The following is a 19812-nucleotide window of genomic DNA, read 5'->3' as shown; positions in this document are numbered from 1 at the left end:
TCCTATAGAGGTATCAAGGGTAAGTTTCCCCGGCTGCAATCGCAGGATGAGGAAATCATGTTGTTATTGCGAGTGATTTCCGCCTATGAATGCCGCGCTATATTAGAGATTAGGCAGGAGCTTCGAATGCAGGTTTTCGTCAATATCAAGCCAGCGGCACGTGTTTTGGCTGCAGGTACAGCGCTTTCGCTGATTTTCGGCGGCGCGGCCATGGCAGCTGACGCCAATGCAGTCGCCGAGCGTATCAAGGCACTTTATGCGAAACAGGGTGGCGAACTGAACTTCGCCAATGTTCAGGCGAACGGCTCAGACATCGTGCTCCAGGGCACCAAGATCAAGCTGCCGACGGTGGGCGAAAAAGAAACCGCCCTCGGCGACGTGACGCTCCAGAACGTTCAGGATGCGCCGGACGGCGGCTACAGCATCGAACAGGTCACCGTGCCCGATCTTGCCTTTGCTGGCGAGGAAGACAAGAACGACAAGGCCGAGATCAAGGGCCTTGCCATGCAGAACGTGCATATTCCGTCGGAAACCGCCAAGGGTCCGCTCGACAGCATGGTCATGTATGACAAGCTGAAGATTGACGAAATCCAGTTCGGCACCCCCGGCACGGATGGCGCCACCGTAAAGGGTTTCGACCTGTCGCTCGACACCTCCAACAAGGCCGAGAAGATCGGCTATGTCTGGACCATCGCCAATATCGACGCGACCTTTGAGAAGGGCGGCAAGAACCCGCTTGCACCGCTCGACATGAACACCTTCAACGGCTCGCTGAACTCCAAGGGCAGCTGGTCGCCGACTTCGGGCGACACATCGCTGGACCAGCTGGAACTTCAGGCCGAGGAACTTGGCAAGATCAACATCACCGGCAGCCTCGGTGGCTATGATCTGGCCTTCCTCGAAGCCGTCCAGAAGACACAGGAAAACATGAGCAAGGCCGACGCAGACAAGGATGCTGCCGGACTTGCAATTCTGGGTCTGGCGGAACAGCTGAACCTGAAGAACCTGTCGATCCGCTTCGACAATGAAACCCTGACCCAGAAGCTTCTCGACTATTACGGCAAGCAGCAGGGCGCGGATGGCAAGCAGCTTGGCGAGCAGATGAAGATGATGGTTCCGCTGATGGCGACACAGCTGAAGAACCCGGATTTTGCCCAGCAGCTCAAGGCCGCATCCGACAAGTTCTTCGACGATCCGAAGTCGCTGACCATCAGCGCATCGCCGGACCAGCCGGTGACCTTCGCTTCCATCGTTGCCACCGCATCGCTGGACCCGACGAAGATCATCCAGCTTCTCAAAGTCAGCGTCGACGCTAACAACTAAAATGAAAAAGCCCGGTGAGAAGACTCACCGGGCTTTTTTCACCTAATAAAAAACCCGGCTCAAGGCCGGGTTTTTACTTTTTTATAGAGGTCGTTTAGCTCTTCTGTACGGGAGCCAGACGAATATGCAGGTCGCGCAGCTGCGCGGGCGACACATCCGAAGGCGCGTTCATCAGAAGATCAAGTGCCTGCTGGTTCATCGGGAACAGCGAGATTTCGCGCAGATTCTTTGCACCGACCAGAAGCATGATGACGCGGTCGATACCGGCAGCCATGCCGCCATGCGGAGGTGCACCGTACTGGAACGCACGATAAAGACCGCCGAAACGCTCTTCCACGTCCTGCTGGCTCAAGCCAACCTTTTCAAATGCCTTGACCATCACGTCAGGCAGCTGGTTACGGATCGAACCCGAGGCGATTTCAAAGCCGTTGCAGACGAGATCGTACTGGTAAGCCTTGATCGCAAGCGGGTCCTGGTTTTCCAGAGCGTCCATACCGCCCTGCGGCATGGAGAACGGATTGTGTGCGAAGTCGAGCTTCTTGTTGTCTTCGTCCCATTCGTAGAACGGGAAGTCGATGATCCATGCCAGTTCGAAACGATCACGATCGACGAGGTTCAGTTCTTCACCAGCGCGCGTGCGGGCATCGCCAGCGAACTTGTAGAACTTGGACGGCAGACCGGCAACGAAGAAGCAGGCATCGCCGTCTTCGAGACCCATCTGCGTGCGGATCGCTTCCGTGCGCTCTTCACCGATGTTCTTGGCAATCGGACCAGCGCCTTCAAGCTTGTCGCCTTCCTTGCGCCAGAAGATATAGCCGAGACCCGGCTGGCCTTCGCTCTGCGCCCAGGAATTCATGCGGTCACAGAATGCGCGCGAACCACCGGTCTTGGCCGGAATTGCCCAGACTTCGACCTTCGGATCGTTGGAGATCATGTTTGCGAAGACCTTGAAGCCCGAACCGGCGAAATGCTCGGTCACAGCCTGCATTTCAATAGGGTTGCGCAAATCCGGCTTGTCCGAACCATAGGTGCGGATCGCATCGTCATAGGCAATGCGACGGAACTGCTGCGTCACCGGCTTGCCTTCGGCAAACTCTTCGAAGATGCCGCGCATGACTGGTTCCATCGTTTCCCATACTTCTTCCTGGGTCACGAAGCTCATTTCGAGGTCGAGCTGGTAGAACTCGCCCGGCAGACGGTCTGCCCGCGGGTCTTCGTCGCGGAAGCACGGCGCGATCTGGAAGTAGCGGTCGAAACCGGCAACCATCAGAAGCTGTTTGTACTGCTGCGGCGCCTGCGGCAGCGCGTAGAACTTGCCTTCATGAATACGGCTCGGCACGAGGAAATCGCGCGCGCCTTCCGGCGAGGAAGCTGTCAGGATCGGCGTGGTGAACTCATTGAAGCCGATTTCGGTCATGCGGCGACGCATCGCGGCAATGATCTTGGTGCGGCTCATGATGTTCTTGTGCAGCGTTTCACGGCGAAGGTCGAGGAAACGGTACTTCAGGCGGATATCTTCCGGGTAGTCCGGCTCGCCGAATACAGGCAGCGGCAGTTCCTTGGCAGCGGCCAGCACTTCGATTTCGGTTGCGAAGATTTCGACTTCGCCGGTCGGCAGATTGGTATTGACCGCATCGCCTGCGCGGGCCTTCACTTCACCATCGACACGGATAACCCATTCGCCGCGAACGGTTTCGGCAACCTTGAAGGCGGGCGAATCGGGATCGGCCACGATCTGGGTAATGCCATAATGATCGCGAAGATCGATGAAGAGAATGCCGCCATGGTCACGGACGCGGTGAACCCATCCGGAAAGGCGAACGTTCGAACCAACGTCCGTCTTGCGAAGGGCTGCGCAGGTATGGCTGCGGTAACGGTGCATGATTTCTGCCTTTGGAATAATAAGTCAGTCCTTGCTGACGGAAACGCTTTAAATTCTCGCGGAAAAGCGCATTTTGACCGGGTTTTGTCAAGTCTGCATTCCCTGCGGGTTTTGGTGTTAAACCACCTTGACGTAACGTGTCGACAAAAAACACTATGTGCGTATTAAGTGGAGCGCCAGTTCCTGATTATTTCGCGACAAGCGGCAAAGCTCTGTCTCTTTGTTTTGTCGCATTATCCGACGCAAAACCGCTTCGCACTTTTGCTGGAAATGCTCTAAAAGGTAGACATGCATCTGATTACGACAACACAGGCTCTCGAAGAGGCCGTATCCGCCCTCGCCAAATCCGATTTCGTTACAGTCGACACGGAGTTCATCCGTGAAACGACGTTCTGGCCGGAATTGTGCCTCATCCAGATGGCCTCGCCTGACCATACGGCGCTTGTGGATGCGCTTGCGCCGGGGCTCGACCTCGCGCCGTTCTTCCGCTTGATGGCCGACGAGACGATCGTCAAGGTTTTCCACGCAGCACGGCAGGACATCGAAATCGTCTTCCACCTCGGCGATCTCATCCCGTCGCCTGTCTTCGACAGTCAGGTAGCGGCAATGGTTTGCGGGTTTGGCGATGCCATTTCCTATGACCAGCTTGTGCAGAAGGTCACCGGCAAGCAGATCGACAAGTCGTCCCGGTTTACCGACTGGCGCCGTCGCCCGCTTTCAGACAAGCAGCTCGACTATGCACTGGCCGACGTTACCTATCTGCGCGATATCTATCTCTATCTGAAGGAAGAACTTGAGAAAGAAGGTCGCAGCGAGTGGGTGAACGAGGAAATGGCGGTGCTGACTTCCCGCGAAACCTATGACATGCACCCTGACGATGCGTGGCGCCGGGTCAAGGCACGCGTCCGCAAACCGCTGGAACTTGCGATTGTACAGGCTGTCGCCGCCTGGCGCGAACGCGAAGCGCGCGAGCGCAATGTGCCGCGTGGGCGTATCATCAAGGACGACACCATAGCCGAAATCGCACAGCAGCAGCCGCGTGACGCGGAAGCACTGGGCCGTCTCCGCTCGATCCCGAAGGGTTGGGAGCGTTCGGCACAGGCTGCAGGGCTTGTCGCCGCGATCCAGTCCGCGCTTGAAATCCCGAAGGAAGATTTGCCAAAATTGCCGAAGCCGTCGCATTCGCCGGAAGGCAGCGCCGCCGCTGCAGATATCCTCAAGGTTCTGCTCAAGCTTGTGACGGAAGAGCACGGCGTCGCGGCAAAGATCGTGGCGAATTCCGACGACATCGACAAGATCGCCTCGGAAGGCGACAAGGCCAATGTGCCTGCCCTGCATGGCTGGCGTCGCGAGGTTTTCGGTCAGAAAGCCCTCGATCTTATCGACGGCAAGATCGTCATCAAGTTCGAGAACCGGCGGATCAGGGCAGTTGAGTTAGGGGAGTAAGGCAATAGGGCAGTAAGGCAGTGTGTTTAACGCGCGCATTAACATATTGCCTTACTGCCCTACTCACTTACTGCCTTATTCCCGCGTCCCCTCGATGGCTGCATCACCAACCGCGAAATAGATGTTCTTTCCGGTCAGTTTGGAGAGCTGCTGCAAGCGGCCTTCGGGACGATCCGAAATCAGATCGGCCAGGTCTCCCGGTACGACAAGTGCAATGCCGTTTTCTTCCTCACGCCAGACAAGGCGCGGGATGACGCCCGGCATCGAAGCCGACAGAAGGTAGACCACCCGCAGCAAGGCTCCAAGCAGCTTTGCCCGTTCACGCAGGCGCGGCGTGGCGAGCTGCATGATCTCCGGCGCAATCTCGTCTTCGATCAGCCCTTCATGGCGATAATAATTGGCAAGCGCCATGAAGGAACGTCCGGCGTGGTCGATACCGCCGAACGAGCCGTGAGCGATGATGTTCAGCGCCTGCGATCCGCGATAATCGGGATGCGCACGCCAGCTTATGTCGGCCACGAGGCAGGCAGCCTGTCGGTAGCGCGCTTCGTCCTCGGTTTCGTCAAACCCGAGGACCGGCAAGGACAATGTTGTCCAGGTTGCCAGTTCGCGGGCATGACGCGGAGAGCGCGAGCGCAGAATGGACAGTTCGTCTGCCGAGGCCAGCAGCGGATCGAGCCGCTGCTCGTTCTTCGGCAGAAGCGAATAAAGATAGCCTTCACGCACGCCGAGCGCCGAGAAAACGATCTTGGAGGGCTTCATCAGACGGATCGTCTCGAGCAGCACCGTGGCGCCATAAGACAAAAGTTGACGGCGGTTTTTCGAAACAGCTTCAATGCCGCGCATCGTGTCGAGATTGCCCTTGGCAACGCGCTTGAGGAAGCTCTGCGCGTCCACCGGATTCATCTCGTAGCCGTGCATGACGTGCAGCGGATAGTTCTTCGCCGTCATATGCAGCTTGGCAAGGTTACGCCAGGTGCCGCCGACCGCATAGAAAACCTGGCCCTGATGGGCTTGCAGAAGCGTCGCCTTTGCGAGTTCCGTGCGTGCAATCTTGGTTGCCTCTGGCAGCCGTCCATCGGACATATCCTGCAAGCGCAGGCCACCGAGCGGCAAGGTGATCCCCTCGCCTACCTCGTGGTCGTCCACCGCGATCAGCTCAAGGCTGCCGCCGCCGAGATCGCCCGTGACACCCTTCGGCTGGAAGAAACCGGAAATAATGCCGAGCGCCGAGTAATAGGCTTCTTCCTTGCCGGACAGCACCTCGATGTGCCGGCCGAGAATGGCTTCCGCCTGTGCGATGAAATCCGGACCGTTTTTCGCTTCGCGTGCAGCCGCAGTCGCCAGCGCGTGAATGGAAACCGCGCCGGCCTGTTCGGCCAGAGCGCGAAAACGCTTCAGCGCACGAAGGGCCGCTTCAACGGATTTCTCGTTGAGCTTGCCGGTTTTCGCGAGGCCCTTTCCGAGGCCGCAAAGTATCTTTTCATTGAAAAGCACCGTCGGCGAACGGACGATGCCTTCATAGATGACGACACGGATCGAGTTCGAGCCAATGTCGATGACCGCGACGGGCTTGAGTCCCTTGAGGCGGCCTTGTGCTACAGCTGGACTCATGCAGTCGTTTTTCTTTCCGCCTGCGCGCGCTTGCGATGCGCGATAAGGCGGGGGGCCGAAGACTTCAGCGACTTTCCGCGACCCGACAGGCTAGGATTGGTCATGAAATATTCCTGCGCGTTGAAAGCTTCCTCTCCTGCTTCTTTTTCTATCCGGCGAGAGGTGCCGTCCGCAAGTAGCTGATAGCTCTGTTGGTTATCAATTATGTTGGCAAACATGATTTGCGACAGGATTTGTTGATGCACTGTTGCATTTGTGATCGGAACAAGCGTCTCCACGCGGCGATCAAGATTGCGCGGCATCATGTCGGCGGAACCGATATAGACGATTGCCTTGTCGGAAGGCAGGTCATTGCCATTTCCGAAGCAGAAAATGCGGCTGTGCTCGAGAAAACGTCCGACAATCGACTTGGCGCGAATATTGTCGGAAAGCCCCGGAACGCCCGGACGCAGGCAGCAGATGCCACGCACGACCAGATCAATCTGCACGCCCGCCTGGCTCGCCACGTAGAGCGCGTCAATAATCTGTGGATCAACCAGCGAGTTCATCTTCATCCAGATCGCAGCCGGACGCCCCGCCTTCACATGCGCAACCTCGTCCTCGATGTGCTTGAGGATTCGCGCGCGAAGTGTGAAAGGTGAAATCGCTATCTTCATCTCTTCGGCAGGCTGGGCATAGCCCGTGATGAAATTGAAGATATGCGCCACGTCGCGAGCAATATCCGCGTCCGACGTAAAGAACGACAGGTCGGTATAGATACGCGCCGTGATCGGGTGATAGTTGCCCGTGCCCAGATGCACATAGGAGCGCAGCTTCTGATCTTCACGGCGTACCACGAGCGACATTTTCGCGTGGGTTTTCAATTCGATGAAGCCGAACACCACCTGAACGCCCGCGCGCTCCAGATCGCGTGCCCAACGAATATTCGCTTCCTCATCGAAGCGTGCCTTCAGCTCGACCAGCGCCGTTACCGACTTGCCCGCTTCTGCAGCATCGACCAATGCGCGCACGATCGGGCTGTCATTGGAGGTACGATACAGCGTCTGCTTGATCGCCAGCACATCCGGGTCGGCTGCAGCCTGCCGCAGGAACTGCACCACCACGTCAAACGATTCATAGGGGTGATGGACCACAATGTCCTTTTCACGAATCGCTGCAAAGCAATCGCCGCCATGCTCGCGAATACGCTCCGGGAAACGCGGATTGTAGGATACGAATTTGAGGTCATCCCGCGGGATCGAAACGATCTCCGAAATCATGTTGAGCGCCAGAAGACCTTCATGCACGCTGATGCGGTTTTCCGAAACGCCAAGTTCCGTCGCCACGAAGACGCGCAAGGCTTCTGGCATTTCGCCGTCAAACTCAATGCGGATAACCTGACCGCGACGACGGCGTTTCAGTGCTGTCTCGAAGAGACGAACGAGATCTTCCGCCTCTTCTTCCACTTCGATATCGCTGTCACGGATGATGCGGAACGTACCGGCGCCGCGCACTTCGTAACCGGGGAACAGTCGCCCGATGAACAGGCTCACCGCGTCCTCGATGGTGATGAAGCGGTAGGTGTTTTGCTGGTCTGTCGGCAGCTGAATGAAGCGCTTGAGCGCGACCGGAATACGCAGAAGGGCCGTCATCGGATGATTGTCGGCGCGGCGCGCAAGCTGCAGGGCGATGGAAAAGCCGAGGTTCGGAATGAACGGGAACGGATGCGCCGGATCAATGGAGAGTGGCGTCAGAACAGGGAAAATCGTTTCGAGGAAGTGGTTTTCAAGCCATTCCTTTTCGGGCTTTGAAAGCGCCGACGGGCGAACAATCTCGATGCTGTCCTGTTCCAGTTCCTCGCGCAGCATACGCAGGCGTTCCTGCTGTTCTTCCTGCAAGCGCCCTACTTCGTCCAGAACGAAGTCGAGCTGTTCCTGCGGCGTGCGTCCATCGGCGCTGCGCATCGCCACACCGGCGCGCACCTGAGCGGCGAGACCGGCAATGCGGACCATAAAAAATTCATCGAGATTGGCGGCGGAGATAGACAGGAAACGCAGGCGTTCAAGCAGAGGCTGCCGCATATTCGCGGCTTCTTCGAGAACACGCCGGTTGAATTGCAGCCAGGAAAACTCGCGATTCACAAAGCGATCGGAACTTTGCATCAATTCGCCGTTCAAAGCTTTGTGAACGTCAGGGGCTACGTCCACATCGGGAACGACGGTTGGGTTGGGGGCTAGTCCGGCTGTCATTTCGTGTGTCCCGCCTTCAATCGCGTTGGGGGTTTCGCTCGCCATAACGCTGTTTTCGCTCATTTTTCCTGTCCCGACTTCCACCGGAACATTCCGGCTCTGCCTTAAGCCTATGGCTGTCATATGACAGTTTGATAGCAATTAGCTTGAAATGTCCTCAGAATTGATGAAAACGCTTCCGGAAACAAGACTTTCGCGGTACACGCATGCCAATCTCTATGCATGATCCTGTCCGGGACCCGGTTCAGGATCATGCTCATACCGCCCATCGACCAGAACCGGAGCATATTATGTCCGATCACATTATTCCTCACTTTCAGAACGACGCCGGCCATGCGGCCATCGAAATCGGCGTGAAGGAATTCATGTGCGTCGGTGCAAACCCGCCTTTCGATCATCCGCACGTGTTTCTCGACATGGGTGATGAAAGTGAAGTCGTTTGCCCGTATTGTTCGACCCTCTATCGCTACAACGCCAAGCTCCATGCCGACGAAACCGTTCCGGCTGGCTGCGTTTACGAAGCACCCGCCGACAAAGCTGCCTGATCTGGGCAGCCTCACGGGGCTGAATGCCGGATGATCTCATCGACATGAGCAAAGGGCGCATATTGATTGCCGGGGCCGGAGTTGCCGGTCTGTCGGCAGCATTGGAGCTGGCAGCGCGCGGCTGGAATGTCCGGCTTGTCGAAAAGGCCGAGACCCTTTCGGAAGTCGGTGCTGGCCTGCAACTTGCACCCAATGCGATGCGTCATCTGGAACGGCTCGGCGTTGCCGGCCGTCTTTCTGCACAAGCCATAACGCCGGAAGCGCTCTACCTCATGGATGGGCGCAAAGCGCGTCCGCTGATGGAAATGAAGCTTGGCGACAAGGCTTCTCAGCGCTGGCACCATCCCTATGTCGTTTGCCATCGCGCCGATCTGCAATTCGCTTTGCTCGACGCCTGCTGTGAAGAGCCCGGCATCGACATCAGCCTCGGTGCTGAAATCACAAATCATCGCGTCGAAAACGGCGCTGTTGTAGCCACTATCCGCCGTGGCAATTCCGAAGAATCTGTCGACGCTGCATATCTGATCGCCTGCGATGGCGTCTGGTCAGCGGAGCGCTCGAAGGCAGGTTTCAGCAAGGCAAGGTTCAGCGGCCATATTGCCTGGCGCACTACGCTCGCGGCGGATGCCCTCCCCGCATCGTTTTCGTCCGCTGTTGTAACAAGCAACGCAGTTTCAGCATGGCTCGGCAGGCAAGCGCATTTCATCGCCTATCCGGTCAAGGGCGGCAGTTTCTTCAATTTCGTCGCCATCACGACGGGCGAAAACCCCGGCGAAGTCTGGTCCAGAACCGGCGATCCGGCGCGCTTGCGCTCCATCTACGCGGAGTGGGGCGCTCCCGTTCGCGATGTGCTGGCGGCTGCCAATGAGTGGACCTATTGGCCGCTTTTCGAAATGCCAGATGCTCAATTCGTCGGGCCGGACCGGACGATTTTTCTCGGCGACGCTTCGCATGCGGTCACACCTTTTGCTGCACAAGGTGCCGCCATGGCGATCGAGGATGCTGCGGCCATTGCCGAGGCACTGGACAGTGGCGACCACGAAGCAGGGCTGAAGCGCTTCGATAACGCCCGCAAGGAGCGGATTGCTGCGGTTGCCAAGCGCGGCCAGTTGAACAGGTTCGCCTATCACGCCACCGGCATTTTCGCGCTTGGCCGCAACACGCTCTTCGCCATGCGCAGTCCGGATAGTTTCCTGAAGGATCTGGACTGGCTCTATGGCTATGATGCCATTGCGGCCGTGCGGAATTAAGCTGCGTCGCGCGCAGCTTCGAGCATCGCAACGTCGAGCTTGACCATCTTCATCACGGCATCGGCCACGCGCTGGCGCTGTTCGGCTGTGCCGTTCTGCAGGACATCCAGCAACATCTGCGGCACGACCTGCCACGAGAAGCCATATTTGTCCGTCAGCCAGCCGCATTCCATCGGCGCGCCGCCCTCCATCAGTTTCTCCCAGAACATATCCAGTTCCACCTGATCCTTGCATTGGACGAAAAGCGAAACTGCCGGGGAAAACTTGAAGGTCGGCCCGCCGTTGAGGCCGGATATCGCCTGCCCGTCGAGCGTGAAGTTCGCCACAACCACATCCGTGCCTTCGGGCTGGTGTGCATGCTCAAATCGAATGAAGCCATCGACGGAAGCCGATCTTCCGCAAGCGCGGAAGATCGAGACATAGTGGTTCGCCGCTTCTTCGGCCTGCTTGTCGAACCAGAGACAGATTGTCAGACCTGACATTGTTTCCTCCTCAGCCCATAACCTTCTTGGCTTCTTCCATATCCATCCACATTATCTCCCAGATATGGCCGTCAAGATCTTCAAAGCTGCGTCCATACATGAATCCATAGTCCTGTTTCGGACCCGGATCCGCCTTACCGCCAGCGTTTACCGCTTTCTCAACGGTGGTATCGACTTCAGCCTTGTTTTCCGCGGACAAACAGACCAGCACTTCGCTGACCGTGTTGGCATCTGCGATCTTTTTCGGCGTAAACTGGCTGAACTTTTCGTGGTCAAGGATCATCACGTGGATCGTATCCGAAAAGACCATGCCGGAAGCCGTTTCGTCCGAGAACATTGGGTTCTTGGTAGCCCCGATGGCTTCGTAGAAGCTGGTCGACTGCGCAACATTCTTCACTGGCAGGTTCACGAATATCATTTTCGGCATAAGATTTCCTCCGTTGGAAGGCCAGGTGGCCTGATTTTATTTTACGATTATCTATCGCCTGCCCGGCTCCCCCGGCGATAAGATCGAGCCATGAGTCTGAGGCCCGACATGCAATCGATGCCTGAGCCTTCCGGGCGTAAAACAATTCACGCAATTGGCATCGGAAGAACTCAAAGTTCGCTTGTACATAATGGCATATAAGTTATAATTAGCAACCATGAAGTTAGAAAAAATAACCAAACCGGAAAAACCAGCCGCCAAACGCAGTTATGACGATGCTTGCGCTGCTGCCCATGCCCTTGATTTGATTGGGGAACGCTGGTCGCTTCTGGTTATGCGCGAATTGATGTTCGGTCCCAAACGCTTCAGCGATCTGCGGGCTGATCTGCCGGGTGTGAGTGCAAATGTCCTCACCCAGAGGCTTGAAGGGCTGGAAGAAGCAGGCATTCTTCGCAAGACAAAACTTCCACCTCCCGCATCGGTGCAGGTCTACGAACTGACTGAATGGGGCTATGAGAGCGAACCCATCCTTCAGACGTTGGGTCGTTGGGCCGCGCGTTCACCAAAGCATGATCCCAACCTGCCTATTTCGACCGCTTCATTCCTGCTGTCGCTCAGAACCATGATGGATCATGACAGGGCTCTCGGTATGCGCGCCGTGATCGGTCTCCGTCTGGACGGAGAAGATTTTACCGCACAGCTGAACGATGAAGGGATTCGGATAGAGCGCGGCACAGCGCAGAAATACGATCTCCATTTCGAAAGTTCACCGCGTATGCTGGCTGCCGCCATCTATGGCGGACAGCCCCTTTCAGTGCTGGAAAGCGCCAATATTCTCAAGGTGATAGGCGACCGCACCCTTGCAGAAAAATTCGTGACGTTGTTCCCGCTTCCCGACAAGGCGACCGCACCCGAATAAAATATGCAACTTTTTAGTTGCGTATTTCGTCAAGCACCCTATATTGGCAACCATTAAGTTGCCAATTACGGAGGATGCATATCATGACCATTGCAAGCAATACTGACCGCATCGCGAAAACCGTCGATATTCATGCAGGGATCGACCGCGTATGGCGCGCCCTCACCGATCATGAAGAGTTTGGGAGCTGGTTTCAGGTCAAGATCGACGGGCCGTTCATCGTCGGCACCCGTTCGACCGGCCACATCACCTATCCCGGTTTCGAGCACGAGCCTTGGGAATCACTCATCAAGGAAATGAAGGCACCAAGCTACTTTGCCTTCACCTGGCATCCCTATGCGGTGGACCGCAGTATCGACTATTCCAAGGAGCCGCCGACGCTGGTGGAATTCAAACTGGAACCGATCGAGACCGGAACGCGGCTGACGGTGGTCGAAAGTGGTTTCGATGCCTTGCCTGCCAAACGCCGACCGCTGGCGTTGCGGATGAACGAGGGCGGCTGGGAGGAACAGGTCGGCAACATCAAAAGACACGTCGAAAATGTATGATAGGCCAGAGATGACCGGTATGGACATGTCCATGGTTTTCGCAGCGCTCGCCGATCCGACCCGGCTGGCGCTCATCGAAACCCTGAGTGATGGCGAAAGCCGTTCAATTGTGGTGCTGTCGCAAAACGGCAGCATCACCCGGCAGGCTGTCACCAAGCATCTGTCCGTGCTGGAACAGGCAAATCTGGTCGAGCGGGAAAAGGTCGGACGGGAGAGCAGGTTTCGCCTGCATCCTGCGCCATTGATTGACGCCCGCGCTTATCTCGCAACCGTTTCCAACCAGTGGGACGACGCACTCCAGCGCCTGCGCCGTTTTGTCGAAGATTAGAGCATTTCCAGCAAAAGTGCGCAGCGGTTTTGCGTGAGGCAAATGCGACGAAGCAAATACTTGGAACACCAACCTGATTCAGTCAGATCGGTGTTCTAACGCTGGTTGAAAAGTAACGAGGATGTGCCCTTCACGAAGCCAAGCTTCTCGTAGAAGGGCACAAGCTGTTCCGGGCAGTAGAGTTCAAAACTTTTCACACGCTTCAACTTTTCATGGTTGAGAACGCGTTCAACAAGGGCTTGTCCGAGCCCTCGTCCACGATGCTTCTCCGACACGATCACATCGAAGACCATCGCCTTGAAGGTGAAGTCCGTGAGAACGCGGGCGAAACCTGCGATCCTGCTTTCTGCGTCGAGGCAGAACAGAAGCAAATCACAATGGGCCAGCATGTTAGTGACGTCATCAAGCGTCCGCTCGCTCGTCCACCATTCTTTACTATAAAACTCATGAAATTCGCTGTATTGCTCAGGCGCGAGTTTCTCCACCCATTGAAAATCAGTCACTGCTTCCCTCTCCCGTGTCACGGAATAATCAGTCGCAAAGGCGTTTCAGAATGGCAATCCAGTTTGAGCAAACCTGTCCGATCTTTCGCATTTTCGACATAGAGAAAGCCCGTGAATTTTATCTCGGCTTTCTCGGCTTCAATCTGGATTGGGAGCATCGATTTGCCGAGGGAATGCCGCTTTATATGCAGGTTTCCCGCGGTGCGCTTGTCCTGCATCTCAGCGAGCATCACGGCGACGGAAGTCCGGGCGCCAATATTTTCGTGCGCATGCAAGGTGTTGAGGAACTGCACAAAGAAGTCAACGCACGCGGTTACCGCTTCATGCGACCAGGAATTGAGAATGAGCCGTGGGGCCGCGTAATGGCGGTCATCGACCCCTTCGGCAATCGCATCCAGTTCTGCGAAGGCCCGCACGACGAATAAACAAAAACACCCGCCGGCGAACCGGCGGGTGTTTCGATTTCAGGTCACTAATCTGATTAGTGCAGAATCTGGCTCAGGAACAGCTTGGTGCGTTCGTGCTGCGGATTGTCGAAGAACTGGTCCGGCGAGTTCTGCTCGACGATCTGGCCCTGATCCATGAAGATCACGCGGTTGGCAACCTGACGGGCAAAGCCCATTTCGTGCGTCACGCAGATCATGGTCATGCCTTCGGCAGCGAGGCTCACCATCGTGTCCAGAACTTCCTTCACCATTTCCGGATCGAGAGCCGATGTCGGTTCGTCGAACAGCATGACTTTCGGGTTCATGCACAGTGCACGAGCAATCGCCACACGCTGCTGCTGACCACCGGAAAGCTGGCCCGGATATTTGTTGGCCTGTTCCGGAATCTTCACGCGGGCCAGATAGTGCATGGCGATTTCTTCCGCCTGCTTCTTCGGCATCTTGCGCACCCAGATCGGCGCGAGCGTGCAGTTTTCCAGAATGGTCAGATGCGGGAAGAGATTGAAGTGCTGGAACACCATGCCGACTTCGCGGCGCACTTCATCGATCTTCTTGAGATCGTTGGTCAGCTCGATATTGTCGACGACGATCTTGCCCTTCTGGTGTTCTTCCAGACGGTTGATACAGCGGATCATGGTCGATTTGCCCGAGCCCGACGGTCCGGCAACAACGATGCGCTCCCCGCGCATGACCTTCAGATTGATGTCGCGCAGGACGTGAAACTCACCATACCACTTATGCATATTGGTGATTTCGATGGCGACATCGGTTGTGGAAACCTGCATCTTCGAACGGTCAACATCCATTCCCAGCTCGGATTGCGGGAGGGCGTTTTGTGCACTCATTTCCATAATTCCCTTTATTCTTATCGTTTATGACCCGTGTCGAGCCGTCGTTCCATGAATATAGAGTATCGCGACATTGCGAAACAGAAAATCCAGAAAACGAAGCCCGCAAAGATGAGACCGGTGGCAGGCGTCTGTGGAGAAGCCCAATTGGCATCGGAAAAGTTCTGACGGACGATGCCCAACAGATCGAACATGCCGATGATGTAGACTAGGCTCGTATCCTTGAACAGACCGATGAAGGTGTTGACTATACCCGGAATGACAAGCTTCAGCGCCTGCGGCAGAACGATCAGTCCCGTTTTCTGCCAGTAGCTGAGACCCAGCGCATCCGCACCTTCATACTGCCCACGCGGGATAGCCTGAAGACCACCGCGCACCACTTCCGCCATATAGGCCGAAGCGAACAGCGCCACGCCGATGAGCGCTCGCAGGAGCTTGTCGAAAGTCACGCCCGGCGGCAGGAACAAAGGCAGCATGACGCTGGCCATGAACAGCACCGTCACCAGCGGAACGCCGCGCACCATTTCGATGAAGATGATCGAGAAGGTCTTGATGACCGGCAGCTTTGAACGGCGTCCGAGCGCCAGCACGATACCAAGCGGCAGCGACACGGCGATACCGACAAAGGACAGCACAAGCGTGACGAGAAGCCCACCCCAGAGCGGCGTTTCCACATAAGGAAGGCCGAACCAGCCGCCGACCAGCAGGAAGAAGGCGACAATCGGGAACACGAAGAAGAACAGGATCGCATTGAGAGCCTTCTTCGGGGCCTTCGGAATCAGCAGCGGCACCAGCAGGACGACGAAGATCAGCGCCGTCAAATTGACGCGCCAGCGTTCCGAAATCGGATAACGGCCATAGATGAACTGCTCGTATTTCGCGTTCACGAATGCCCAGCAGGCGCCCGACCAGCCTTCCGGTTGCGTGCCGCCCTGCGCGACAGTCAGGCAGGCCGTGCGATCCGCACCCGTCCAAACGGCCTTGAAGAACAGCCACTCGATGATTGGCGGGAGGAACCACGCCACGGCCAGCAGGCCGAGAATGGTCAGCGCCGCATCGACAGGCGTTGCGAACAGATTGACGCGCAACCAGTGCGAAATGCCCTGCACGGAGCGTGGCGGCGCTTCGCCATCCACCATCTGCGAGCGGACATATTGGAGATCTGCGTTTTCCATTGTCACCTCTCCACCAGCGCCATCTTGGCATTGAACCAGTTCATCAGGCCGGACACAATCAGGCTGATGCCCAGGTAGATCACCATCCAGATCGCCACGACTTCGACCGATTGACCGGTCTGGTTGAGGATCGTGCCACCTACGGCGACAAGATCGGGATAGCCGATGGCAATGGCGAGGGACGAGTTCTTGATAAGATTGAGATACTGGCTCGAGAGCGGTGGAATGATGATGCGCAGCGCCTGCGGCACGATGATGAGACGCATCGTCTGGCCGGGACGGAGCCCGACTGCATAAGCCGCTTCGGTCTGCCCCTTGTTGACGCCCAGAACGCCGGCGCGAACCGTTTCAGCGATAAAGGACGCCGTATAGAAGGAAAGCGCCAGAAACAGAGCCAGAAACTCCGGCTTGATCTGTGCGCCGCCGGTCAGATTGAACGTTCCGAGCTTCGGCAAGTCGAACGAAACCGGAAATCCGGTCGCGATCAGCGCCAGTATCGGCAGGCCGATAATCAGGGCGGCGGACACGCGTATCGTGTGAAAGGACTGGCCGGTTGCCATCTGGCGGCGTTTTGCCCAACGTGCAACGATGACCGAAGCGACGATGCCGATGAGAAGCGCCACCGGCAGAAGCCACGCCCCCTCACCCCATATAGGAGATGGCATGAAGAAGCCGCGATTGTTCAGGTACGTGCCCAGCGGGAGCGCGAAGCTGTCGCGGGCCTGCGGCAGGACCGACAGAACGCCGAAATACCAGAAGAAGATGACGAGCAGCGGCGGAATATTGCGGAATATCTCCACATAGACCGTGCAGATCTTGCGGATCAGCCAGTTGCGCGAAAGACGGCCGATACCAACCAGAAACCCGATGATCGATGCCGTAATGACACCCAGCGCGGCAACGTAAAGCGTATTCACGAGGCCAACCAGAAAGGCCCGGCCATAGTTCGAATCGCTGTTGTACTGAATAAGCGTCTGGCTGATATCAAACCCGGCACGCCCATTGAGGAAGGCGAAGCCGGATGCAATGTTTGCGCGCTGCAGATTGGTGACCGTGTTGCCGACAATCCAGTAGATCGCGCCAATGACCGCACCAAAGACAATGACCTGATAGAAGATGCCGCGAATCCGCGGATCGTACAGGAGCGAAGTTCCGCCGCTGTCCTGGCGACGTTCAGTTGCAGAATAGGAAGCCATATGTTTCCTGTGCCTCTCGGCTGGCTGCATCGACCTCAAACAGGAAAGGCTGACCGCATCTGCGGAGCAATTCCTGAAATCGAGACATCGAATGCCGAACCGTTCGGTCTTGCCATCCCCAATTCAGGCTCATCTCGAGCTTGCGGGCCTGCAAGACGCGGTTGAATTCCAAAATGCAGCTTGTCAGCGTTCAGATGCCCTCACGATGCGAGGCCAGTAGCAAATGGACAAACTGCAGAGCCGACAAATCCGGCGGGCGCTGCTGCACCCGCCGATGATCAGTCTGGAAAGAAGGGCCCGTTAGCGCACAGGGACGCCGTATTGCAGGCCGCCCTTGTTCCACTGGGCGTTGATGCCACGTGCAATCTTGAGCGGGCTGCTGGCGCCGATATTGCGCTCGAAGATTTCACCGTAATTGCCGACGCCCTTGACGATCTTCACCACCCAGTCATTGTCGAGACCGAGATCGGTACCGATCTTCGTGTCTGCTTCCACACCGAGAAGACGCTTGATGTCCGGATTGTCGGACTTCTTCATCTCTTCGACATTGGCCTGCGTAATGCCGTATTCCTCGGCGTTGAGCAGCGCATTATGGGTCCAGCGAACGACATCCGCCCACTTGGAATCGCCCTGACGAACGGTCAGACCGAATGGCTCCTTGGAGATGATTTCCGGCAAGATGACGTGATCATCCGGATTGGCAAGCGCCAGACGAACCCCGTAGAGGCTGGACTGATCGGTCGTATAGGCGTCGCAACGACCGGAATCGTAAGCGGCGTTGGCTTCTTCGATCTTCTCGAAGACAACCGGGTTATATTCCATCTTGTTGGCGCGGAAATAGTCGGCCATGTTCAGCTCGGTCGTCGTACCGGCCTGAACGCAGATGGAAGCGCCGGAAAGCTGCAATGCGGAATTGATGCCCGACAGCTTCTTTGAATTGATCATGAAGCCCTGGCCGTCAAAGTAGTTGATGCCAGCAAAATCAAGGCCAAGCGCAGTGTCGCGGCTGATCGTCCAGGTCGTGTTACGGATCAGGACGTCCACTTCACCCGACTGCAGGGCCGTGAAACGCTCCTTGGCGTTCAGCGGCGTGAACTTCACCTTGGTTGGATCGCCGAAAATCGCAGAAGCCACAGCGCGGCAATAGTCTACGTCAAAGCCGGACCACTCGCCCTTGTCGTTGGGCGAAGCAAAGCCGAGAAGACCCGTATTAACGCCGCACTGCAGAAAACCTTTCGCCTTCACATCGGAAAGCGTATCCGCGGATGCTCCCGAAGCTACGCTAAACAGCGCCGCCGCACCCAATACACCCGTCATAAGAGTTTTTTTCATCTGGCCTGCAACCTTTTGTTCCCTGGAGAGCGCTGAACCCTTGGCTCAAGCGTCTCTTGTTGCTTTATTTTTGCATAAACCCGTCGGAAAAGCCGTGTGACCTCCCAAGCCCATGCCCATACAGCAGGCTGCCCCTCGCCCGAGACCGCTTTCCGGTCTTCGATTCTTGTTTTTGAGCGCAGTGACAAACCTGCCGCCTTCACGGGTCTTATCGAAGGCGAAAAATTGCCTTTGGTCAAGGCAATAACGCAGCCCGGCGAGCTGGCCTCCAAAAAAGATGAGGGGGAAATATTTGAAAATTTACACGATTTCCCGATTTCTGGGTAGAAACCCTCTCCAGAGAAGATCATGTCGCAACCAGTTGGAATACGGCATTATAACTCAATTAATACAATTGGTTAAATTTGACTACCACCCTAGATGGGCAATGCCGAGAGCAACTCCTGATAGAAATCAGACGCGCGGCATCGCGCTTTCACCATCCAAAGAAAAAATAATATTTCGCGTCGCCATATAGCGGGCAACCCACCATGTCGCCACGAATCCGATCGTCAGACCGGCTACGATGTCGGTCGGATAGTGCGCGCCCGCGGCAAGCCTGCTGATCCCGAAGAGAAAACATGCCGGGGCTGTAAGGACGCGCCAGCGCGGCAGGAATATCCAAAGCGAGACCATCATGATGCCAGCCATCATAGAGTGACCTGACGGGAAGCTTTCATAAAGAAACTGGCCTTTGAACGGTGAGAAATAGGCTGCGCCCACGTCATCGAGCAGGAACGGGCGCGCCCGACCGATGGCGAGTTTACCGATTTCAGTCGGGATGCTCCCCACAACAATCGACGTCAGCACCAGCGTTGCCCAGCTATGGAGTTTCACGAACCATGGTCTGGCACTATCACGCAGTTTTGGCGAAAGCAGTATCGCTGTGACGAGCCAGACGACAATGCCGATTGCCAGCCAGACGATAGTGCGAATCGCATCCGTAACCGCACGCAGGAATTCCATGATAAAGTTGGTGCTCTGCGCCGTGACGCGAACGATGTCAGCATCCCACAGATGCAGCACGAGGATAATGAACGGCAGAAGCACCACAATTGCGGTCATTTCAAGCGTCCATGAGGATGGCGCCCCCTTGTAAGCCGGGCGCAAAAGAGCTCGAAGAAGTTCCAGCGCCGCGCGAAAGGGATATAGAAAAATGCTTCCCGTGCCTGACGCCATCATAATAGAAATACCCTTTCAAAAGCTTCTTACGCAATAAATTGCACGCGAGGTTGCATCCGGAACGCGCGCATCCTATCCAAGTATTCAAAGTTTCCGCCG

The 19812-nt window shown here is 56.5% G+C and carries 20 protein-coding genes; 9 read left to right on the top strand and 11 right to left on the bottom strand.

The window, feature by feature from the left end:
* The first annotated feature begins 126 nt into the window (after positions 1–126).
* Entirely contained in the window at positions 127–1323 is a 1197-nt protein-coding gene (locus CES86_RS16545; RefSeq protein ID WP_029925135.1) for a hypothetical protein, read from the top strand.
* Between the two features lie 94 nt (positions 1324–1417).
* Here the strand turns inward: CES86_RS16545 and aspS are convergent, their stop codons facing one another.
* Positions 1418–3205: an aspartate--tRNA ligase gene (gene aspS, locus CES86_RS16540; protein ID WP_029925137.1), complete on the bottom strand. Its 1788-nt coding sequence runs from the start codon at positions 3203–3205 to the stop codon at positions 1418–1420.
* Positions 3206–3493: 288 nt separating this feature from the next.
* Between aspS and rnd the strand changes: the two genes are divergently transcribed.
* A complete protein-coding gene (rnd, locus tag CES86_RS16535) occupies positions 3494–4651 on the top strand; it encodes a ribonuclease D (protein WP_010661077.1) in 1158 nt (385 codons plus the stop codon).
* 75 nt (positions 4652–4726) lie between these two features.
* On the opposite strand, the gene ppx is transcribed toward rnd, so the two are convergent.
* Both ppx and CES86_RS16525 read right to left on the bottom strand, forming a co-directional pair.
* Positions 4727–6265 (bottom strand): exopolyphosphatase, encoded by a 1539-nt coding sequence (gene ppx / locus CES86_RS16530; RefSeq protein ID WP_010661076.1) that lies wholly within the window; start codon positions 6263–6265, stop codon positions 4727–4729.
* Positions 6262–8493 carry an RNA degradosome polyphosphate kinase gene (locus CES86_RS16525; RefSeq protein ID WP_043062647.1) on the bottom strand — a complete coding sequence of 744 codons (2232 nt, stop codon included), beginning with the start codon at positions 8491–8493 and terminating at the stop codon, positions 6262–6264. The genes ppx and CES86_RS16525 overlap by 4 nt, the downstream gene beginning before the upstream one ends.
* 290 nt (positions 8494–8783) lie before the next feature.
* Here CES86_RS16525 and CES86_RS16520 point away from each other — a divergent pair, with 290 nt between their 5' ends.
* Together CES86_RS16520 and CES86_RS16515 are read left to right on the top strand one after the other, a co-directional pair.
* Positions 8784–9038: a zinc-finger domain-containing protein gene (locus CES86_RS16520; RefSeq protein ID WP_010661074.1), complete on the top strand. Its 255-nt coding sequence runs from the start codon at positions 8784–8786 to the stop codon at positions 9036–9038.
* 44 nt (positions 9039–9082) lie between these two features.
* Positions 9083–10288: an FAD-binding protein gene (locus tag CES86_RS16515; protein WP_036595907.1), complete on the top strand. Its 1206-nt coding sequence runs from the start codon at positions 9083–9085 to the stop codon at positions 10286–10288.
* Here CES86_RS16515 and CES86_RS16510 read toward each other — a convergent pair.
* Both CES86_RS16510 and CES86_RS16505 read right to left on the bottom strand, forming a co-directional pair.
* Positions 10285–10770 carry a VOC family protein gene (locus tag CES86_RS16510; RefSeq protein ID WP_029925140.1) on the bottom strand — a complete coding sequence of 162 codons (486 nt, stop codon included), beginning with the start codon at positions 10768–10770 and terminating at the stop codon, positions 10285–10287. The genes CES86_RS16515 and CES86_RS16510 overlap by 4 nt on opposite strands.
* A 10-nt stretch (positions 10771–10780) precedes the next feature.
* Positions 10781–11197, bottom strand: a complete 417-nt coding sequence (locus CES86_RS16505; protein WP_010661071.1) for a VOC family protein — start codon at positions 11195–11197, stop codon at positions 10781–10783.
* Positions 11198–11414: 217 nt separating this feature from the next.
* Here CES86_RS16505 and CES86_RS16500 point away from each other — a divergent pair, with 217 nt between their 5' ends.
* The 3 genes from CES86_RS16500 (at position 11415) to CES86_RS16490 (ending at position 12992) form a co-directional block, all read left to right on the top strand.
* The gene (locus CES86_RS16500; RefSeq protein WP_010661070.1) at positions 11415–12116 is read left to right on the top strand and encodes a winged helix-turn-helix transcriptional regulator; all 702 of its coding nucleotides are present in this window, start codon (positions 11415–11417) and stop codon (positions 12114–12116) included.
* A gap of 83 nt (positions 12117–12199) precedes the next feature.
* Positions 12200–12664: an SRPBCC family protein gene (locus CES86_RS16495; RefSeq protein WP_029925141.1), complete on the top strand. Its 465-nt coding sequence runs from the start codon at positions 12200–12202 to the stop codon at positions 12662–12664.
* 10 nt (positions 12665–12674) lie between these two features.
* On the top strand, positions 12675–12992 hold the full coding sequence (locus CES86_RS16490) for an ArsR/SmtB family transcription factor (RefSeq protein ID WP_029376230.1): 318 nt from the start codon (positions 12675–12677) through the stop codon (positions 12990–12992).
* Positions 12993–13087: 95 nt separating this feature from the next.
* Here CES86_RS16490 and CES86_RS16485 read toward each other — a convergent pair whose 3' ends face one another.
* Positions 13088–13495, bottom strand: a complete 408-nt coding sequence (locus CES86_RS16485) for a GNAT family N-acetyltransferase (protein WP_029925142.1) — start codon at positions 13493–13495, stop codon at positions 13088–13090.
* A 50-nt stretch (positions 13496–13545) separates the two neighbouring features.
* Between CES86_RS16485 and CES86_RS16480 the strand changes: the two genes are divergently transcribed.
* The gene (locus CES86_RS16480) at positions 13546–13920 is read left to right on the top strand and encodes a glyoxalase superfamily protein (protein ID WP_029925143.1); all 375 of its coding nucleotides are present in this window, start codon (positions 13546–13548) and stop codon (positions 13918–13920) included.
* Between the two features lie 56 nt (positions 13921–13976).
* Here the strand turns inward: CES86_RS16480 and CES86_RS16475 are convergent, their stop codons facing one another.
* The 4 genes from CES86_RS16475 to CES86_RS16460 all read right to left on the bottom strand — a co-directional run bounded on the left by CES86_RS16475 (position 13977) and on the right by CES86_RS16460 (position 18492).
* Positions 13977–14786, bottom strand: a complete 810-nt coding sequence (locus tag CES86_RS16475; protein ID WP_012092357.1) for an amino acid ABC transporter ATP-binding protein — start codon at positions 14784–14786, stop codon at positions 13977–13979.
* 20 nt (positions 14787–14806) lie between these two features.
* Positions 14807–15964 (bottom strand): amino acid ABC transporter permease, encoded by a 1158-nt coding sequence (locus CES86_RS16470; RefSeq protein WP_012092358.1) that lies wholly within the window; start codon positions 15962–15964, stop codon positions 14807–14809.
* Positions 15965–15966: 2 nt separating this feature from the next.
* Positions 15967–17160 carry an amino acid ABC transporter permease gene (locus CES86_RS16465; RefSeq protein WP_094514920.1) on the bottom strand — a complete coding sequence of 398 codons (1194 nt, stop codon included), beginning with the start codon at positions 17158–17160 and terminating at the stop codon, positions 15967–15969.
* A 300-nt stretch (positions 17161–17460) separates the two neighbouring features.
* Entirely contained in the window at positions 17461–18492 is a 1032-nt protein-coding gene (locus CES86_RS16460) for an amino acid ABC transporter substrate-binding protein (protein WP_010661062.1), read from the bottom strand.
* 96 nt (positions 18493–18588) lie between these two features.
* Here CES86_RS16460 and CES86_RS16455 point away from each other — a divergent pair, with 96 nt between their 5' ends.
* Positions 18589–18819, top strand: a complete 231-nt coding sequence (locus CES86_RS16455) for a hypothetical protein (protein ID WP_010661061.1) — start codon at positions 18589–18591, stop codon at positions 18817–18819.
* Between the two features lie 126 nt (positions 18820–18945).
* Here the strand turns inward: CES86_RS16455 and lpxE are convergent, their stop codons facing one another.
* Positions 18946–19713, bottom strand: a complete 768-nt coding sequence (gene lpxE, locus CES86_RS16450; RefSeq protein WP_029925152.1) for a lipid A 1-phosphatase LpxE — start codon at positions 19711–19713, stop codon at positions 18946–18948.
* Between the last annotated feature and the right edge of the window lie 99 nt (positions 19714–19812).

Source organism: Brucella lupini, from assembly GCF_002252535.1.
GTDB classification, from domain to species: domain Bacteria; phylum Pseudomonadota; class Alphaproteobacteria; order Rhizobiales; family Rhizobiaceae; genus Brucella; species Brucella anthropi.
The sequence above is the reverse complement of the archived record's forward strand: the minus strand, read 5'-3'. Positions and strand labels throughout refer to the sequence as shown.